This window comes from Myxococcus llanfairpwllgwyngyllgogerychwyrndrobwllllantysiliogogogochensis (genome assembly GCF_006636215.1).
GTDB lineage: Bacteria > Myxococcota > Myxococcia > Myxococcales > Myxococcaceae > Myxococcus > Myxococcus llanfairpwllgwyngyllgogerychwyrndrobwllllantysiliogogogochensis.
The window spans coordinates 1-16,960 of sequence record NZ_VIFM01000236.1 but is presented as its reverse complement, the minus strand read 5'-3'; the positions used below and the strand labels follow the sequence as shown (position 1 = coordinate 16,960).

The window sequence follows — 16,960 nt, the reverse complement described above, 5'->3', positions numbered from 1 at the left end:
GCCCCCAGCTCACCTCCGCCCGCTGTCGTGATGACCCAGATGGTCTACGGCTTCTGGGTCTCTCGCAGCCTGCAGATCATGGCGGAGTTGGGTATCGCGGACACCATCGGTGATGAGCCGAAGAGCGTGGAGGAGCTCGCGCAGGCGAGCGGCACCCATGCTCCGGCGTTGAGACGCATGCTCCGACTCCTGACCGGCCTGGGGGTGCTGGTCAAGGACGAGCAGAGCCAGCGTTTCGGTCTCACGGAGCTGGGCAGGATGCTTCAGAAGGACAGCCCGGGCTCGGTGTATGGCTCACTGCGCGCGCACGGCCACCTGTTGTCCTGGCAGGCGTGGGGAGACCTGGTGTCGTCGCTGAAGACGGGGCAACCCTCCGTGGAGAAGTTCATGGGGGACAGCTTCTTTGGCTACATGTCCAAGCACCCCGAGGACGCGGCCATCTTCAACGGCAGCATGGCCGCGTATCAGAGTCTCAACGCTCCGGCGGTGGTGGGCGCGTATGACTTCTCCACCGCGAAGTCCGTGGTGGACGTGGGCGGTGGAACGGGCACGCTGCTGGCGCACATCCTCCAGTCCCATCCGAACCTCCGGGGCGCGCTCTTCGAACTGCCGCACGTCAAGGCGGAGGCCACCGCGCGCCTGTCGAACCTGGGCATGGCATCGCGCAGCGAGGTGCTGGAGGGCAACTTCTTCGAGAAGATTCCGTCGGGTTACGACATCTACATCCTGTCGCAGATCCTCCACGACTGGGACGACGAGCGCAGCCTGAAGATCCTCACCAACGTGCGCGAGGCGATGCATCCGGGCGCGAAGTTGCTCATCGTGGAGACGGTGCTGCCGGGCGACAACGTGTCGCACTTCGGAAACCTCTACGACATGGCCATGCTCGTGCTGGTGGGCGGCCAGGAGCGCACGGGGACGGAGTACACCGCGCTGTTGGAGAAGGCCGGGCTGCGCATCCATCGCGTGCTGCCGACGTACATGCCGCCCAGCGTGGTGGAGGTCGTCCCCGCCTGAGTCGCGCATTCCCACGGCCCGGCGTCGCAGCTCACGCCGGGCCCGTGCTCCCATGTCCGGGTGGGGGTGGACCCCGGACGCCCGTCGCGGCCCTCCAGGAGTCGTGACGCCGGGGGCTGCTTGACGATGCGGGCTTCGCTCGGAGGCTCGGCGAGCGTCCGTCCAGGAAATCGACGGGGGCGGTTTTCGGAGGGAATCAGGCTCGATTAGAGTCCCGGGCGACGATGACGCCCTTCTTCGACGCCATCCTCGCGTTCCCGACCGCGATCTTCACCACCGCCATGGGCGTGGTGCTCACATATTGGCTGTTCGTCATCATCGGGGCAGTGGGTATCGACCTGCTCGATGGCGGCCACGTCGACTTCGAATCGGGTGGAAAGGCACTGGGTGCGGCGTTCGAGGGCGGGGGCAAGGCCCTGGCCGGGACGCTGGAAGGTGGAGCGAAGGCGGCGGGCGAGGCCCTCCAGGGCGGCGGCAAGGCGATGGGCGCCCACGACCACGACGCGCACGTGGACGGCGGCATCCTCTCCACGCTGGGTTTCGCGGGCATCCCGCTCACGGTGTCCGTGAGCCTCGTCTCGTTCTTCTCGTGGTTCCTGTCGCTCGTGGCGACCCCGCCCGCGCACGCGGCGCTCGGAGGCGTGCTGCCCTCGTGGTTGATCAGCAGCGCGGTGGGGCTCTTGTGCTTCGTCGCGGGGCTGGTGATTTCGGGCATCGCCGTGCGGCCGCTCAAGCCCGTCTTCGTGGCGCGCAAGGCGCCCGGGCGTGACTCGCTGATGGGCCGGGTCTGCACCATCTCCAGCGGCGGTGTCACGGACCGCAACGGCCACGCGACGTTCGAGGACGGCGAGGCGGGCTTCATCTTGAACGTGGTCTGCTCGAAGAAGAACGGGCTCAAGCGGGGAGATCCCGCGCTGGTGCTGTCGTACGACGCCCAGCGGGATGTCTACGAGGTGGAGCCCGTGGACTGGCTGTTGCCGGAAGAGATGGATCAGCTTCGCGACCCCGCTCGGGCCGCGGCGCTGGCCCGCGCGCGAGCGCGTACATGACTTGAGTCGAGGCGCGGTCCGCTCAGGGGGGCGGACCGTGTGTGGATTCGACGCCAGAGGGCTTTCGCGGGGGATCTCTGGCGCCTGATACAAGGCCCGCTGTCAATACTTCACAGGAAAAAGGCCATGGATCCCATCACCTTGGTAGCCGCCGTCGGCGGAGGCGTCATCCTCCTCACGGGCATCGTCCTCACCATCGTTCGCCTGTACCGGCAGGTGGATCAGGGCAAGGTGCTCATCGTCAACACGCTGAAGACCGAGCCGCTCGTGACCTTCACCGGCGCGGTGGTCTTCCCCATCATCAACCGGGCCGAGGTGATGGACATCGCGCTGAAGACGGTGGAGATCGACCGTCGCGGCAAGGAAGGCCTCATCTGCCAGGACAACATCCGGGCGGACATCAAGGTCACCTTCTTCGTGCGCGTGAACAAGACGCGTGAGGACGTGCTCAAGGTCGCCCAGTCCATCGGCTGCGTGCGCGCCAGCGACCAGGAGACGCTCGAGAAGCTCTTCGAGGCCAAGTTCTCCGAAGCCCTCAAGACGGTGGGCAAGAACTTCAACTTCGTGGACCTCTACACCAAGCGCGCGGAGATCAAGGACAACGTGGTGGAGGTGATTGGCCGGGACCTCAACGGCTACATGCTGGAGGACTGCGCCATCGACTATCTGGAGCAGACCCCGGTCGAGATGCTCGACAAGGACAACATCCTCGACGCCGAGGGCATCCGGAAGATCACCAAGCTGACCACCGAGCAGAACATCGTCACCAACGAGCTGCGCCAGACGGAGCGCCAGGCGGTGACGAAGCGCAACGTGGAAGCCGACCAGAGCATCTTCGAGCTGGAGCGTCAGCGTGAAGAGGCCTCCGCGAAGCAGCGGCGCGCCATCGAGACGGTGCAGGCCGAGGAGTCCGCGGAGACCGAGCGCGTGAAGCAGGAGCAGTACTCCAAGGCGCAGCTCGCCCGCATCAAGGCGGAGCAGGAGATCCTCGTCCAGGAGCAGAACAAGTCGCGCGACGTGGAAGTGGCCCAGAAGCACCGCGAGCGCGAAGTGGGAGTCGAGGCGGAGAACGTGGAGCGCGCCCGCTCGCTGGCGGCCATCAGCCGGGAGCGTGAGACGGAGCTGGAGCGCATCGACAAGGAGAAGGCGCTCGAGGAGCAGAAGAAGAACATCGCCGACGTGGTGCGCGCTCGCATCGCCGTGGAGAAGACGGTGGCGCAGGAGGAGGAGCGCATCAAGGACCTGCGCGTGGAGTCCGACGCCCTTCGCAAGAAGCAGGCGATCATCATCAACGCCGAGGCCCAGGCGCAGGAGAAGACCGTCAAGGACGTGAACGCCGCCAAGGCCAACAGCGAGATGGCGGTGTTCATGGCGAAGGAGAAGCTCACCCTCGCCGAGGCGGACCTCGAGGCCGCCGACAAGACGGCGAAGGCGAAGATGCGCCTGGCCGACGGCATCCAGGCCGAGTCCGCCGCCGAGGGCCTGGCGGGCATCCGTGTGAAGGAAGCGGACGCCGCGGCCACGGAGAAGCTGGGCATGGCGCAGGTGCGCGTGAAGGAGGCGGAGGCCGGCGCGATCGAGAAGCAGGGCCACGCGCAGGCGCAGGTCGTCCGTGAGCGGCTGCTGGCGGAGGCCGCGGGTGAGCAGGAGAAGGGCATCGCCCGGGCTCGCGTGCAGGAGGCCGAGGCGGTGGCCATCCACAAGCGCGGCGAGGCGGAGGCGTTCGCCACGAAGGAGATGCAGCTCGCCGAGGCCTCGTCCATCCAGGAGAAGCTGTTCGCCGAGGCCCGGGGCCTCGCGGAGAAGGCGGCGTCCATGAAGTTGATGGACGGCGTGGGCCGCGAGCACGAGGAGTTCCGCCTCAAGCTCAACAAGGAGCGCGACATCGAGCTGGAGACGATCCGCGTGCGCAAGGACATCGCCCATGCCCAGGCCGAGGTGCTGGCCAAGGCGTTCGCCAACGCGAAGTTCAACATCGTCGGTGGCGACGGCCAGTTCTTCGAGCGCTTCGTCAAGGCGGTGTCGTTCGGCACCGCGGTGGACGGCGCGTTGGACCACGGCGAGGCCCTGAAGACGGCGCTGGGGGGCTACCTCAACGGCCAGAAGGACCTGCCGGCGGACCTCAAGGAGATCCTCTCCAAGCCGGGTCTGAGCAATGACGCGCAGAACCTGGCGGTGGCGGCGCTGCTGCACCGCATGACGCCCGGCCCCACGGACCCGGCGGCGAACCTGAAGGCGCTCCTGGGCGCCGAGGGCAAGCCGGCCGCCTCCGACAAGCAGGGCTGATTCGGGCAGCAGAAGGGTCCGCCCTCGCCGAGCGCGAGGGCGGGCATGGCGTCACGACGACCTCGCCCCCAAGCCTTCCGGGGTGGCGTCCCTCCCATCCGGGTGGGACGGGGGTGGGGTCCCCGCGAAACTTTCCGGTGAGCACTCATGGCAACTGACGGTGGCAAGGGCGCGGCGCCCACGGGCGAGGCGGCGCTAGAGGGGGGCAGCTACGAGGTCATCCGGACGCGCCTGCTGGCACAGGCGGACGTGCTGGGCGCGAAGGCGAACGACCTCAATGCGCGGCGCAAGGCGTTCTTCGGCGGCTCGGAGCTGGCGGTCACAGGCAACGAGCGGGTGCGCACCGAGAACAACTGCGTGGCGCGCGACATCGTCAGCGTCGGCAAGTACCTGCTCTTTGGCTACAACGTCTTCATCGGGTTGAAGAAGGAGACGTCCGTCGCGGATGTCTTCTCGCTGCACCGGTTCGAGAAGACGGCCGACGGGTTTGATTTGTCCGCCGTGCCGCACACGGAAGCCGGCGGGTTCCTGGCCGACCCGCGCTTCGTCAAGGACTTCAGCGAGCTGTACCGGTACTACAAGGACGCGAAGCTCCTGCAGTTGAGGCGCAAGGACGCGCGGCTCCTGGCCATCTTCCAGACGGGCCAGACGGCGCGAGACCTCAAGGTGTTCCGCTTCAACCTGGACACCGAGGGCCGCGCCACCTACCTGGACAACCAGGGCGAGAAGGACCACGTCTTCCCCCCGTCGCACGACTTCGAGTGGACGGTGGCCACGCGCGAGAACTACGTGCTGGGCCAGCACCCGCACGTCAACGTGTTGGATCAGGTGTTCGTGGAGACGGTGAAGGGCGACCTCACCGTCAAGGTGGAGAACAACACCTCGTCCGGCCTGGGCATCTACAGCGAGCCGGTGGAGGACGCGAACCAGTCGCTGGACGACGCGCGGTTCGCCTGGGCCCGGGTGGGAACGCTCATCCTCATCCGGGTGCTGCCCTTCCGCGAGAAGGCCTGGCGCTACCTGGTGTTCAACTCGCGCACGCAGCACGTGGTGCGAATCGACGCCATCGGCCAGGCCTGCATCCGGCTGCCCGAGGACCAGGGCATCATCTTCCCCGGGGGCTATTACCTCCAGACGGGCGACTACAAGGTCTTCGACGGTGACGCCACTGGCTCGGGGATGGAGTTCAAGCACGTCATCCGCTCACCCAACGGCGAAGACGTCCTCTACATCTTCCACCAGCGCGAGGAGGGCCGGTACCTGCTCTTCCCGTACAACCTGGTGCGCAAGGAGGTGCAGAACCCGCTGGTGTGCAATGGCTACAGCCTCTTCGCGGACGGCGGGCTGGTGGTGTTCCGCGAGACGTCGCAGGAGCCCACGCGGGTTCACCCGATGCAGGTGTGGCAGACGCCCTTCGTATCGGACGAGCACGCGGCGGCGGCACCCACGGCGCCCGGCTATCTGGGCAAGGTGGGCAACGCGGAGCTGGTGCGAGGCATCTCCGACTCGCTGACGCTCCAGCGCATCGCGAAGACGGACAAGCCCAACCGCCGCACGTACGAGGACCTGGTCGCCGCCGCCACGCGCGCGCTGGATGCGTACTACTGGCTGGGCCACGCGGAGACGGGCCTGCAGGAGCCCGTGGAGCTGTTGCGCCGCACGTCCGAGCTCATCATCGATGAGTTCGAGAAGGTGCTCGCCCTCCAGAAGCGCGCGTCCGAGTCGCTGGCCGAGGCGGAGAAGGCGCAGACGAAGTTGCTGGGACGCGTGCAGCCGGAGCTGCTCACCTCGGCCGAGGAGTTCATGCACGTGCTGGCGGAGTTGCGTCAGCAGCGCGGGCACCTCATCACGCTGAAGGACATCCGCTACATGGACCTGGGGCGCGTGGATGCCCTGGAGAAGGCGGTGGTGGAGGCGTCCGACAACACCAGCTCCGGCTGCGTGGACTTCCTCCAGAAGGGAGAGGCGCTTCAGCCCCTGGCCGCGCGCCTGGACGAACTGCTCGCGAAGCTGGAGCCGGTGAAGACGACGGTGGAGCTGGCGCCGCTGGGCGAGGACATCGAGAAGACGGCCCAGGGCCTCACGGTGCTGGGTGAAGTCGTCGGCGGACTCCAGGTGGGTGACCCACTGGCCCGAGCCCGCATCCTGGAGGGCATCTCCGAGCTGTTCGGCCGGCTCAACCGCGTGCGCGCGAGCCTCGCGGCCAAGCGCAAGGAGCTGTCCAGCCGGGAGAAGCGCGCGGAGTTCGGCGCCCAGTTCAAGCTGCTGGGGCAGGCCATCGAGAACGCGCTGGCCCAGGCGGACCAGCCGGAGAAGTGCGACGAGGGGCTGTCGCGTCTCACGGTGCAGTTGGAGGAGCTGGAAGGGCGCTTCGGTGAGTTCGACGAGTTCCTGGGGCAGATCACCCAGAAGCGCGAGGAGCTGCTGGAGGCGTTCGGCGCTCGCAAGCAGACGCTGGTGGATGAGCGGCAGCGCCGGGCCCAGAGCCTCTTCGGCGCCGCGGAGCGAATCCTCCAGGGCGTGCAGCGCCGCTCCAAGTCGTTCAAGTCGGACGACGAGCTCAACGGGTACTTCGCCACCGACGCGATGATCCTCAAGCTGCGGCAGCTCTCCGAGCAGCTCCTGGGACTCCAGGACAGCGTTCGCTCGGATGAGGTGTTGTCGCGGCTCAAGTCCGCCAAGCAGGACGCGCTGCGGGCGCTGCGCGACAAGCAGGACCTGTTCGCGGACGGCGATTCGCTCATCAAGCTGGGCACCTACCGCTTCAACGTCAACACGCAGCCGTTGGACCTGACGTTGGTTCCGAGAGACGGCGCGCTCTATCTCCAGCTCACCGGCTCCGACTACGCGCAGAAGTTGGAAGACCCGGAGCTGCTCAAGCACCAGGGCCTCTGGGAGCAGCACCTGGTCTCCGAGACGCGGGACGTGTACCGCGTGGAGTACCTGGCCTCCTGCATCCTCTCCGACGCGGAGGACGGCAAGGGCGGGCTGACGCTATCCGCGCTGCATGAGGCGGTGATCGCCGGCACGCTGCTGGAGCGGGTGCGCACCTACGCGGCGGATCGCTTCGATGAAGGCTACGAGCGCGGCGTGCATGACGTGGACGCGGCGGCGGTGCTGGAGAAGCTGCTGACGCTGCACCAGGGCGCGGGTCTCTTGCGCTTCGCGCCGGTGCCTCGCGCGTGGGCCTCGCTGTATTGGGCCTTCGACTCCGACGAGGGCGCGCGGACGCTGTTGCACCGTCGGGCGCGGAGCCTCGCTCGGCTGCGTCAGACGTTCTCCTCGGTCGGAAGCCTGTCCGAGCTGGGGCTCGCGTTGGGGGAGGCCGTGGAGGCGTTCCTCAAGGCGCAGGGGCTCGCGCACTCGCCGGCGGAGGCTCGTCAGGCGGGGCGTTACCTCGTGGAGGAGCTGGCGGTGGACCGGCCCCGCTTCACCACGAGCGGCGAGGCGGTGGTGCTGCGCGACGCGTTCCTGGCGCAGTTGGAGCGCCAGGGCACCCGGACCGCCTTCGAGGAGGACCTGCGCGGACTGGAGAAGGACCTGTCCTCGCGGCTGCTCATCGCCAAGGCGTGGGTGGAGGCGTATCTGGCCCAGCGCGACGGGGGCCCCGGTGACGCGGGCTACTTCGCACTGGAGACGGCGGTGTTGCTGCTCACCGAGCGCAAGCTGGACCGCGAGCCCGCGGGCGCGCTGACGGCGGCCGAGGTGACGGGGCTTCTGGGCAGTCACCCGCGCGTGCACGACCGGAAGCTGTCCTTGCGCCTGGACGAGTTCCTGGCGCGGCTGGGCGAGTTCCGTCAGCTCCGCGTGCCGCAATACCAGACGTACCGTGGACTGCTGCGGGACTTGCTGGAGCGTGAGCGCCGCAAGCTGCGCCTGGAGGAGCTGACGCCGAAGGTGCTGTCGTCCTTCGTGCGCAACCGCCTCATCGACGAGGTGTACCTGCCGCTCATCGGCGCCAACCTCGCCAAGCAGTTGGGCGCGGCGGGCGAGGGCAAGCGCACGGACCGCATGGGCATGCTGTTGCTCATGTCGCCGCCGGGCTACGGCAAGACGACGTTGATGGAGTACGTGGCGAGCCGGCTGGGCCTCACCTTCGTCAAGGTGAACGGCCCCGCGCTGGGCCACTCGGTGAAGTCATTGGACCCGGCGGAGGCGCCCAACGCCACGTCGCGGCAGGAGGTGGAGCGCATCAACCTGTCCTTCGAGATGGGCAACAACGTGATGCTCTACCTCGACGACATCCAGCACACGGACCCGGAGCTGCTCCAGAAGTTCATCTCGCTCTGCGACGGCCAGCGCCGCGTGGAGGGCGTGTGGAACGGCCGGACGCGGACCTATGACTTGCGCGGCAAGAAGTTCTGCGTGGTCATGGCCGGCAATCCCTACACGGAGACGGGTGAGCGCTTCCGCATTCCGGACATGCTCGCCAACCGCGCGGACACCTACAACCTGGGTGAGATTCTCGACGGCAAGGAGCACCTGTTCGCGCTGAGCTACCTGGAGAACGCGCTGACCTCCAACCCGGTGACGGCGCCGCTGGCCACTCGCGACGCGGCGGACACGCACCGACTGCTTCGCATGGCGCAGGGCGAGGAGGTGCCCGCGGGCGAGCTGAAGCACGGCTACGCGGCGGCGGAGCTGCAGGAGATCATCGCCATCTTCCAGCGGATGTTCCGGGTGCAGTCGGTGCTGCTGAAGGTGAACATGCAGTACATCGCCTCGGCGGCGCAGGACGAGCGCTTCCGCGCGGAGCCCGCCTTCAAGCTCCAGGGCTCCTACCGCAACATGAACAAGCTGTCGGAGAAGCTGGTCGCGGCCATGACGGACGCGGAGCTGGAGCGGCTCGTCGACGACCACTACCAGGGCGAATCCCAGACGCTCACCACGGCGGCGGAGCAGAACCTGCTCAAGCTGGCGGAGATGCGTGGCCGCCTGACGCCGGAGAAGGCGAAGCGGTGGGAGGACATCAAACAGGGCTTCGCGCGCGTCAAGCGCATGGGGGGCAAGGAGGACGACCCCGTGGCGCGCGTCACCGGTCAGCTCAGTGGAATCGAAGAGCAGCTCGGCGCGGTGCGCGACGCGGTGGCGAACGCGGCCACCCAGGTGCAGCAGGCCTCCGCGGACCGGAACGAGGACCCGACGGCCGAGGCGCTGCCCTACCTGGAGGCCCTGCGCGACGCCGTGCTGGAAGTGGCGAAGGTGGGGCGCGAGGCGAAGGACAGTCCGCCGCCTCTGCCGGTGGCCGCGCCGGCGACCGACCTGGCGCCATACCTCAAGCACATGGCGCAGCTCCTCAAGGCGCTGACTGAACGGGTGGCGACGTCCGCCCAGGCGCCCGTGGCGCAGCAGGCCCCGGCCCAGGACTTCGGGCCGTACATGGAGCAGCTCTCCAGGGCGCTCTCCGCGCTCGCGGACCGGCCGGTGAACGTGTCCGCGCAGATGCCCGCGGAGGCGCTCCAGCGGGCCGCCGTGGCAGGGCCTTCTCCGGCGGAGCTGAGCCGGCAGATAGAGCTGGTGGAGGGCGTGCTGCTGCCCCTGGAGCGGGCCTCCCGTCGCGCCGTGCAGGGCGAGGGTGAGAACGTCAAGTCGCTCCAGGTCTGGCAGAACGTCACCGAGGCGCTGGAGCTGCTGCGCTCCATGCTGCGTCGGTAGTCGCTCGGAGCTTTCGCGGCCGGGGCTCGATGGTGTGTCGAGCCTCGGCCGGTGCGAAAGCGGCCCCGCGTCAGCGGAACTGGGCGGAGCCCTCGAAGGTGTCGTTGTCCAGCACGCGGGGCAGGGTGTCCTCCACCTGCTCGCCGGTGGTCGACGTCACGCGCACGGTGAAGGAGCCTTCGCCCATGCCGTCGCCGTTGACGAAGTAGTTGTAGTCCTCGCGCGGGACGTCCTTCCACGCGCCGTCGCCACGACGCCACTCCAGCTTGGAGATGGGCACGCGGTGGTTGCGCACCTGGATGGCGGTCCACCACGGGTTGCTGCCGTTCTTGAAGTGGTACTCCAGGCCGCCGGCCACGTCGCAGGAGACCACCTTCCAGGTGATGTCCACGCGGCCCAGCCGCATCTCGGCGATCTTCGCGAAGGCCTGCCGGCTGAGGTCCAGGTGACCGGCCTCGCACTCCGGGCACCTGTCCACGATTCGCACCCGCACGTTGCCGCTGGGCCCCTGGATGTCCACGCACTGGCCACATGCCGCGCTGTTCGCGTACTGCGGGGTGTTCATCGCCGCGACCATCAAGTCATCCGGGCTGGCGTCGTAGCTGCAGTTCCCCGCGCCGGTGGCGTCGTAGTACGTGGCGATGCCCTTCTGCTCCTCCCCCAGGGGGACGCCTCCTCCGCTGGGGTCATCACCGCATCCTCCACACGCGAGGAAGAGGGTGGCCATGGGAACGAGCAGGAGGCGGGAGGGCAGGTGGGATGGGCGCATACGGCCCGAAGGATACCGCAACGTGTCCGCGCCGTGCCCTCCCCACGCTCACGGAAATGTCGGTGCAATGACTTGCGGGGCTGTTGGCGTGTCGCCGCTTTCAAACGAACAAGGGGGTCGTCACGTCATGAGATTCTTCAGACGCGATGTCTGTCTTTGTGTGGCGGTGGTCCTCTACATCGCCACGTTCCCAGACTTCTTCACCAGCACCACGCCACCCACCGTCGTCGCGTACTGAGCGCGTCCGGGAGGCTCGCCGGAAAAATAATGGGGTGGAAGGCGCCCCCCGGGCCTTCCACCCCATTCCCCCTGCAACCTGCTTGGGTCTGCTTACTCGCCGCGGGCGGACGCGCCGGACAGGGCGCGGGCCTGCGACACCAGCTTCACGAACTCGTTGCGGTCAGCGTCTCCAGCGGCGGCGCCCTCGGCGAGCTTCTGCGCGGTGGCCAGGCTCCAGCCCTCGGCGGCCGGATTGCCTCGGAGGATGTCCGCGGTGGAGGCGACGGCCACGGCGAAGCGGAAGTCGGGCGAGGCGGCCTCCAGCGACGCGCGCAGCAGGGAGCGCGTGAAGGGGAAGGACTGCTCGGCGGCCTCGGTGCCGTTGGGCGCCTTGGCACGTACGCGCACGGTGGCGAGCGACTCCTTGGCGTCCTTCACCAGCCCCACCTCGTACAGCGCGGTGACGTTGTGGCCCGCGCCAATCTCACCCGCGTCCACCTTGTCGTTGCGGAAGTCGTTGTCCGCCACGTCCCGGTTCTCGTAGCCCAACAGGCGGTAGCGACGCACCGCGAGCGGGTTGAACTCCACCTGGAGCTTCACGTCCTTGGCGATGACCTCCAGCGTGCCGGTGAGCTGCGTCTCGAAGACCTTCTTCGCTTCCTTGTAGCTGTCCACGTAGAAGCAGTTGCCGTTGCCCTTGTCCGCGAGCTTCTCCATCATGTCGTCGCGGTAGTTGCCCATGCCGAAGCCCACGGCGGTGAGGGTGACGCCCTCGGCCACGTACTTGTGGATGCTCTCCAGCATGGCCTGCGGGCTCAGCGTGGGGCCGATGTTGGCGTCGCCGTCGGTGAGGACGATGACGCGGGAGACCACCTTGCCGGAGGCCTTCTTCACCGCGTGCTTGTAGGCCATCTCCATGCCGGAGCCCATGGCGGTGCCGCCCCCGGACTGGAGCGCGTCCAGCGCGGCGTGGATGCTCTTGACGTCCGTGGCCGGCGTGGGCGCCAGCACGTCCCGCGTGGAGCCCGCGTAGGTGACGATGGCCACCGTGTCGTTCTCGTTGAGGTTCTTCACGGCGATCTTGATGGCTTCCTTGGCGAGCGGCAGCTTGTCCTGGGACGCCATGGAGCCGCTGGTGTCGACCAGGAACACCAGGTGCGCCGGCTTGCGCTGCGAGCGCGAGACGACCTTGCCCTGCACGCCCACGCGCACGAAGTGGCGCTTCGAGTCGAAGGGCGACGGCGCGGCCTCCAGATGCACGGTGAAGGCCCCCGTTTCCGGCGGGGCGTAGCGGTACTTGAAGTAGTTGACGAACTCCTCGACGCGCACGGCGGAGGAGGGCGGCAGGTTGCCGTTCTGGAGGTAGCGGCGGGCCACCGTATAGGACGCGGTGTCGACGTCCGCGGCGAAGGTGGACAGCGGGTCCTTGCTCGTCTCGGTGAAGGTGTTGGGCTTCCAGGCCTCGAAGGTGTTGCCCTGCGGACCCGCGTGGGCGTCCGAGCCGTCCACGTCCTTATCCGTGAGGCGCGCGCTGGCCTCGAGCTTCTTGGGAGCCATCCGGGAGGGCTTCGCCATCTCCGCGCCCTGGGCACGGCCGATGACGCCATTGGCCACCGCGCCGCCCATCGCACCCGTGGCGGGCGCGACCATGAGGGGCTCGGGAGCAGGCTCTTCACGCAGCTCCGCGTCGATGCCTCGCGGCGCCTTCCTGGCCCGGTCCTCGCGAGGCGCCGGGGACTCGGCCGTGGCCCTGGCGTCGTCGCCCTCCGCGGCGGCGAAGTCCTGGGGCGCGGCGCTCGGAGGCGGGGCCGGCTTCGCGGTGGCGTGGGTTCGTGGGGTGGAGCGCGTTTCGGGAGCCGTCAGGGTCTGGCGCTCGTCCATGGACATGCAGGCGGGCAGGACACAGGCGACGAGCAGGGCACTTCCCCACTGGCTCAAACGGCGCTTCAGGAAGGTCTGGGACATGTGTTCTCCGGGGGACGGAATCAACAGGCGCCGCATCGAAACGCACGACCTGACAAATGGGTCTATTCCCGCGATTTTTCCCGGTAGGTTCCGGGCCCATGCAGACCTCGAGACCCTTCCGAATCCTGGGCATCCAGCAGATCGCCATCGGCGGCGCCGACAAGGGCCCGCTCCGCAAACTCTGGGTGGACCTGCTGGGCTTGACGCCTCACGGCACCTACCGCAGCGAGCGGGAGAACGTGGACGAGGACATCGTCACCGCCGGTGCGGGGCCCTTCAAGGTGGAGGTGGACCTGATGCAGCCCATCAACCCGGAGGGCAAGCCCCGGGTCCACGAGACGCCGCTCAACCACGTGGGCCTGTGGGTGGATGACCTGCCCGTCGCGGTGAAGTGGCTGGAGCAGCAGGGCCTGCGTTTCGCCCCCGGAGGCATCCGCAAGGGCGCCGCGGGCTTCGACATCTGCTTCGTCCACCCCAAGGGCAACGAGCAGTTCCCCTACGGTGGCGAAGGGGTCCTCATCGAACTGGTCCAGGCGCCGCCGGAGGTCATCGCCGTGTTCGAGCGCCTGTCCACCGACGCTCACTGAGGAACGGCGGGGCGCAGCCTCCTGCTCAGGGACTGGAGCGCCGTCCTCACCCGGTGCTCCAGCCGGTCCCACGCCAGGCACAAGAGCCACGTGGCGACGATGAGCACCGCGGTGAGCAGCCAGTACTGGCCCCAGCCGCTGCGGTCTCCCCAGAAGCGCTGGAAGGAGAAGACGCCGCCAAGCCGGTAGAACAGCAGCATCTCGTGGAAGAAGTAGGCGGAGAGCGACGAGGTCCCGAAGACCTCGATGAACCGCCGCAGCCGTGAGGGCGCGTGGCCCGCGGGCACCCGGGACTCCAGCCCCATCAATCCGAGCAGCACGGCGCACACCCACGCGAAGCGCGCCGCGGAGTTCGACGGGTTGGCGACGAAGAAGCGGTGGTGCGGGTAGAGCTGGAAGAGGAAGTCTCCCGACGCCGCGCCGATGGCGCCCACCGCGACGAGCAGGAGCAGCGCCAGGGCCAGCGGACGTCGGCCCCATGCGCCCGCGAGTGTTCCCGCGAACGCGCCCAGCCAGGCGAAGCCCATCCACGGCAGCAGGGGGAAGGGCGCGAAGGAGGACTTCTTCGTCAGCGTGGCCCAGGGCTCGGGCACGTGTTCGCCCAGGGGCGACACGGCGAAGACGATGAAGGCGAGGGTCAGGCTCACGCCGGCGAGCACGCGAGGCCGGGGCGCCAGCGCGGCGGCCACCGGCAGCATGAGGAGCAGACACACGCCCACGCACTGGAGGATGTCCATGCGCAAGAGCCACTTGGGCTCGCTCAGCAGCGGGAACCACGCCCAGTTGACCAGGGAGGCCACCAGGAGGACCTCGCAGGTGCGGCGGAAGTTCTTGGGCACGCGCTCGCGCAGTTGGCCACTGGCGGCGCTGCGCACCATGACGAGCGCGAGCGCGAAGCCCGCGGAGAAGATGAACGCGGGGGCGACCAGTCCGTCGACCTTGAGCAGGCGGCCCACCCAGGCGCTCTTGCGCAGCTCCGGGGTGAGCAGGGCCAGCGAGTGCGTCTGCACCATGAACAGGACGGCGATGCCGCGCAGCCAGTCGATGGCACGCACGCGCTCGTGGGACACGGGAAGGGGCGAGGAGGGGCTCAAGGCGGCGCACCCTACGGCAAGTCCGGGTCGGCGTGTATGGGGAGGACGGCTCGGCGGGCGGGCCCCGGGCATGAAAGGATGCGCCCCGTCCATGCCAGGATTACAGCCTGGAGACGGCGTCATGCGTGAGGTGGCCCTTGGGTGATGAGGTCAGTCGGAGAGCGGCGCTGAAGGTGCTCGCGGTGGCGGGGGCCACGTCGGCCGCGAGCTGCTCTCGGAGCACGGGAAAGTCAGAGGAGCAGGGGATGAGTCAGCAGCAGGGAAGTGAGCAACCCGCCGTCATCGGCCTGAGCCCGCTCAGGGGGATGCCCTGGCCCACGCCAGACCCGTTCCTGTTCTGCGTGCACCACGTGGACGCCTACCCGGCGGGCAACGAGCGGATGGGGCCCACCGCGTCGCTGGCGGGCCGGCAGCTCGGCCAGGACTTCGACGGTCGGGACGGCTGGAACATGTACCACGGCACCGTGGTGCCCGGCTTCCCGCAGCACCCGCACCGGGGCTTCGAGACCGTGACGGTCGTCCGCAGCGGGCTGTTGGACCACTCGGACTCGCTGGGCGCGGCGGCGCGCTTCGGCGGCGGGGATGTGCAGTGGCTCACCGCGGGCAGCGGCGTGCTGCACTCGGAGATGTTCCCGCTCTTGAAGAAGGACCAGCCCAATCCGGTGGAGCTGTTCCAGATCTGGCTCAACCTGCCGAGCGCGGACAAGCTGGTGACGCCGCACTTCTCCATGCTGTGGGACCACGTCATCCCCCGGCACGTCGCGAGGGATGAAGCGGGGCGCACCACCGAGGTCACCGTCGTCGCCGGAACGCTGGGCGAGGTGAAGGCCCCGCCGCCGCCGCCGAAGTCCTGGGCCGCGCGGGCGGACTCGGACGTGGCCATCTGGACGCTCAAGCTGGCGCCGGGGGCGCGCTGGACGCTGCCCGCCGCCGCGCGCGGGAGCAATCGCTTCCTGTACTTCTTCAAGGGCTCCGCGCTGAAGGTGGGCGGCCGCGCCATCCCCGCATCACACGTCCTCCAGTTGCGCCCCGACGTGGACGCGGTGCTGGAGAACGGCCCCGACGAGGCGGAGTTGCTGATGCTCCAGGGCCGGCCCATCAACGAGCCCGTGGTGCAGCACGGCCCCTTCGTCATGAACTCCCGCCAGGAGATCCAACAGGCGTTCAGCGACTACCAGCGCACGGGCTTCGGCGGCTGGCCCTGGAAGAGTGACGACCCGGTGCACGCCCGGGAGGAAGGGCGCTTCGCGCGCCACGCGGATGGCCGCCTGGAGCGACCGACCTGACGAGTCAGGGCACCGATGCTCGGCCCCCTGGCTCCTTCGCGAGCAAGGGAGCCCCCGGATGGCGTGTCGTCGAGCGTGACATGCACGTGGGCTCCCGTGCATAGAAGAGAGGTGTCCGACTCTCCTGGCTCCTCTCCACCTGGATCGCCGCCCGCGTCCGCCAACAGAGGCTCCCGGCTCGCGTCCATCGCGGTGGCGAGCGCGCTGTTCATGGAGTTCGTCGACTCGACGGCGCTGTCCACCGCGCTACCGACGCTGTCCGTGGCCTTCGACACGGACCCCATCCACCTCAAGCTCGCGCTGACTTCCTACATCCTGGCGCTGGCGGTGCTCGCGCCCGCGAGTGGCTGGGTGGCCGACCGCTTCGGTCCTCGTCGCGTCTTCATGCTGGCGATGGGTGTGTTCCTCATCGCGTCGGTGTTGTGCGGCTTCTCGCGGACGCTGCCCCAGCTCGTCGTCTTCCGCACGCTCCAGGGGTTGGGGGGCGCGCTGATGACGCCGGTGGGCAGGCTCATCGTGGTGGGCTCGGCGCCCCGGGACAAGCTGGTGTCGGCGCTGAGTTGGTTCACGATGCCGGCGCTGGTGGGGCCGCTCATCGGTCCGCCGCTGGCGGGCCTCATCCTCGGCGTGGCGGACTGGCCGTGGATCTTCTTCATCAATGTCCCCGTGGGGCTGCTCGGCATGCTCGCGGTGTCGCGCTACGTGCCGGAGCTGCCCCAGCCGCACCCGGGCCCGTTCGACTGGAAGGGCTATGCCATCGCGGCGGTGGCCATCATCCTGACGATTGGCGCGGCGGAGACGCTGGGCGTCGGCCTGGTGCCCGTGCACATCCAGATGGGCATGGCGCTGGTGGCCGTGGGGGCCATCGCGCTCTACGTGGCGCACGCGCTGCGGATGAAGAAGCCGGTGTTGGACCTGCGGCTCCTGAAGCTGTCGACGTTCCGGGCCAGCACGGCGGGCGGTGGGCTGGTGCGGATGGGCCTGGGGGCGACGCCGTTCCTCTTGCCGCTCATGCTCCAGGTGGGCCTGGGGT

At 68.6% G+C, this 16,960-nt stretch carries 10 protein-coding genes; 7 read left to right on the top strand and 3 right to left on the bottom strand.

The window, feature by feature from the left end; translation table 11 throughout:
* From FJV41_RS38190 to FJV41_RS38175, 4 genes are all read left to right on the top strand, one after another.
* On the top strand, nucleotides 1–1,017 hold a 1,017-nt coding region (locus FJV41_RS38190), incomplete at its 5' end, for a methyltransferase (RefSeq protein WP_246137675.1).
* Between the two features lie 224 nt (nucleotides 1,018–1,241).
* Nucleotides 1,242–2,066 (top strand): hypothetical protein, encoded by an 825-nt coding sequence (locus FJV41_RS38185; RefSeq protein ID WP_141647543.1) that lies wholly within the window; start codon nucleotides 1,242–1,244, stop codon nucleotides 2,064–2,066.
* A 126-nt stretch (nucleotides 2,067–2,192) separates the two neighbouring features.
* Nucleotides 2,193–4,352, top strand: coding sequence for a flotillin family protein (locus FJV41_RS38180; RefSeq protein WP_141647542.1), 2,160 nt, complete (start codon nucleotides 2,193–2,195; stop codon nucleotides 4,350–4,352).
* Between the two features lie 147 nt (nucleotides 4,353–4,499).
* Nucleotides 4,500–10,007 carry a DNA repair ATPase gene (locus tag FJV41_RS38175; protein ID WP_141647541.1) on the top strand — a complete coding sequence of 1,836 codons (5,508 nt, stop codon included), beginning with the start codon at nucleotides 4,500–4,502 and terminating at the stop codon, nucleotides 10,005–10,007.
* Between the two features lie 70 nt (nucleotides 10,008–10,077).
* Here the strand turns inward: FJV41_RS38175 and FJV41_RS38170 are convergent, their stop codons facing one another.
* Nucleotides 10,078–10,776, bottom strand: a complete 699-nt coding sequence (locus tag FJV41_RS38170) for an expansin EXLX1 family cellulose-binding protein (protein WP_141647540.1) — start codon at nucleotides 10,774–10,776, stop codon at nucleotides 10,078–10,080.
* A gap of 330 nt (nucleotides 10,777–11,106) precedes the next feature.
* A complete protein-coding gene (locus tag FJV41_RS38165; protein WP_141647539.1) occupies nucleotides 11,107–12,960 on the bottom strand; it encodes a vWA domain-containing protein in 1,854 nt (617 codons plus the stop codon).
* A gap of 98 nt (nucleotides 12,961–13,058) precedes the next feature.
* Between FJV41_RS38165 and FJV41_RS38160 the strand changes: the two genes are divergently transcribed.
* Nucleotides 13,059–13,547, top strand: coding sequence for a VOC family protein (locus tag FJV41_RS38160; RefSeq protein WP_141647538.1), 489 nt, complete (start codon nucleotides 13,059–13,061; stop codon nucleotides 13,545–13,547).
* On the opposite strand, the gene FJV41_RS38155 is transcribed toward FJV41_RS38160, so the two are convergent.
* The gene (locus tag FJV41_RS38155; RefSeq protein ID WP_246137674.1) at nucleotides 13,541–14,641 is read right to left on the bottom strand and encodes a heparan-alpha-glucosaminide N-acetyltransferase domain-containing protein; all 1,101 of its coding nucleotides are present in this window, start codon (nucleotides 14,639–14,641) and stop codon (nucleotides 13,541–13,543) included. The genes FJV41_RS38160 and FJV41_RS38155 overlap by 7 nt on opposite strands.
* 245 nt (nucleotides 14,642–14,886) lie before the next feature.
* On the opposite strand from FJV41_RS38155, the gene FJV41_RS38150 reads away from it, so the two are divergent.
* Nucleotides 14,887–15,927 carry a pirin family protein gene (locus FJV41_RS38150; protein WP_141647536.1) on the top strand — a complete coding sequence of 347 codons (1,041 nt, stop codon included), beginning with the start codon at nucleotides 14,887–14,889 and terminating at the stop codon, nucleotides 15,925–15,927.
* 192 nt (nucleotides 15,928–16,119) lie between these two features.
* A partial coding sequence (locus tag FJV41_RS38145) for an MFS transporter (protein ID WP_438616774.1) occupies nucleotides 16,120–16,960 on the top strand: 841 nt, incomplete at its 3' end.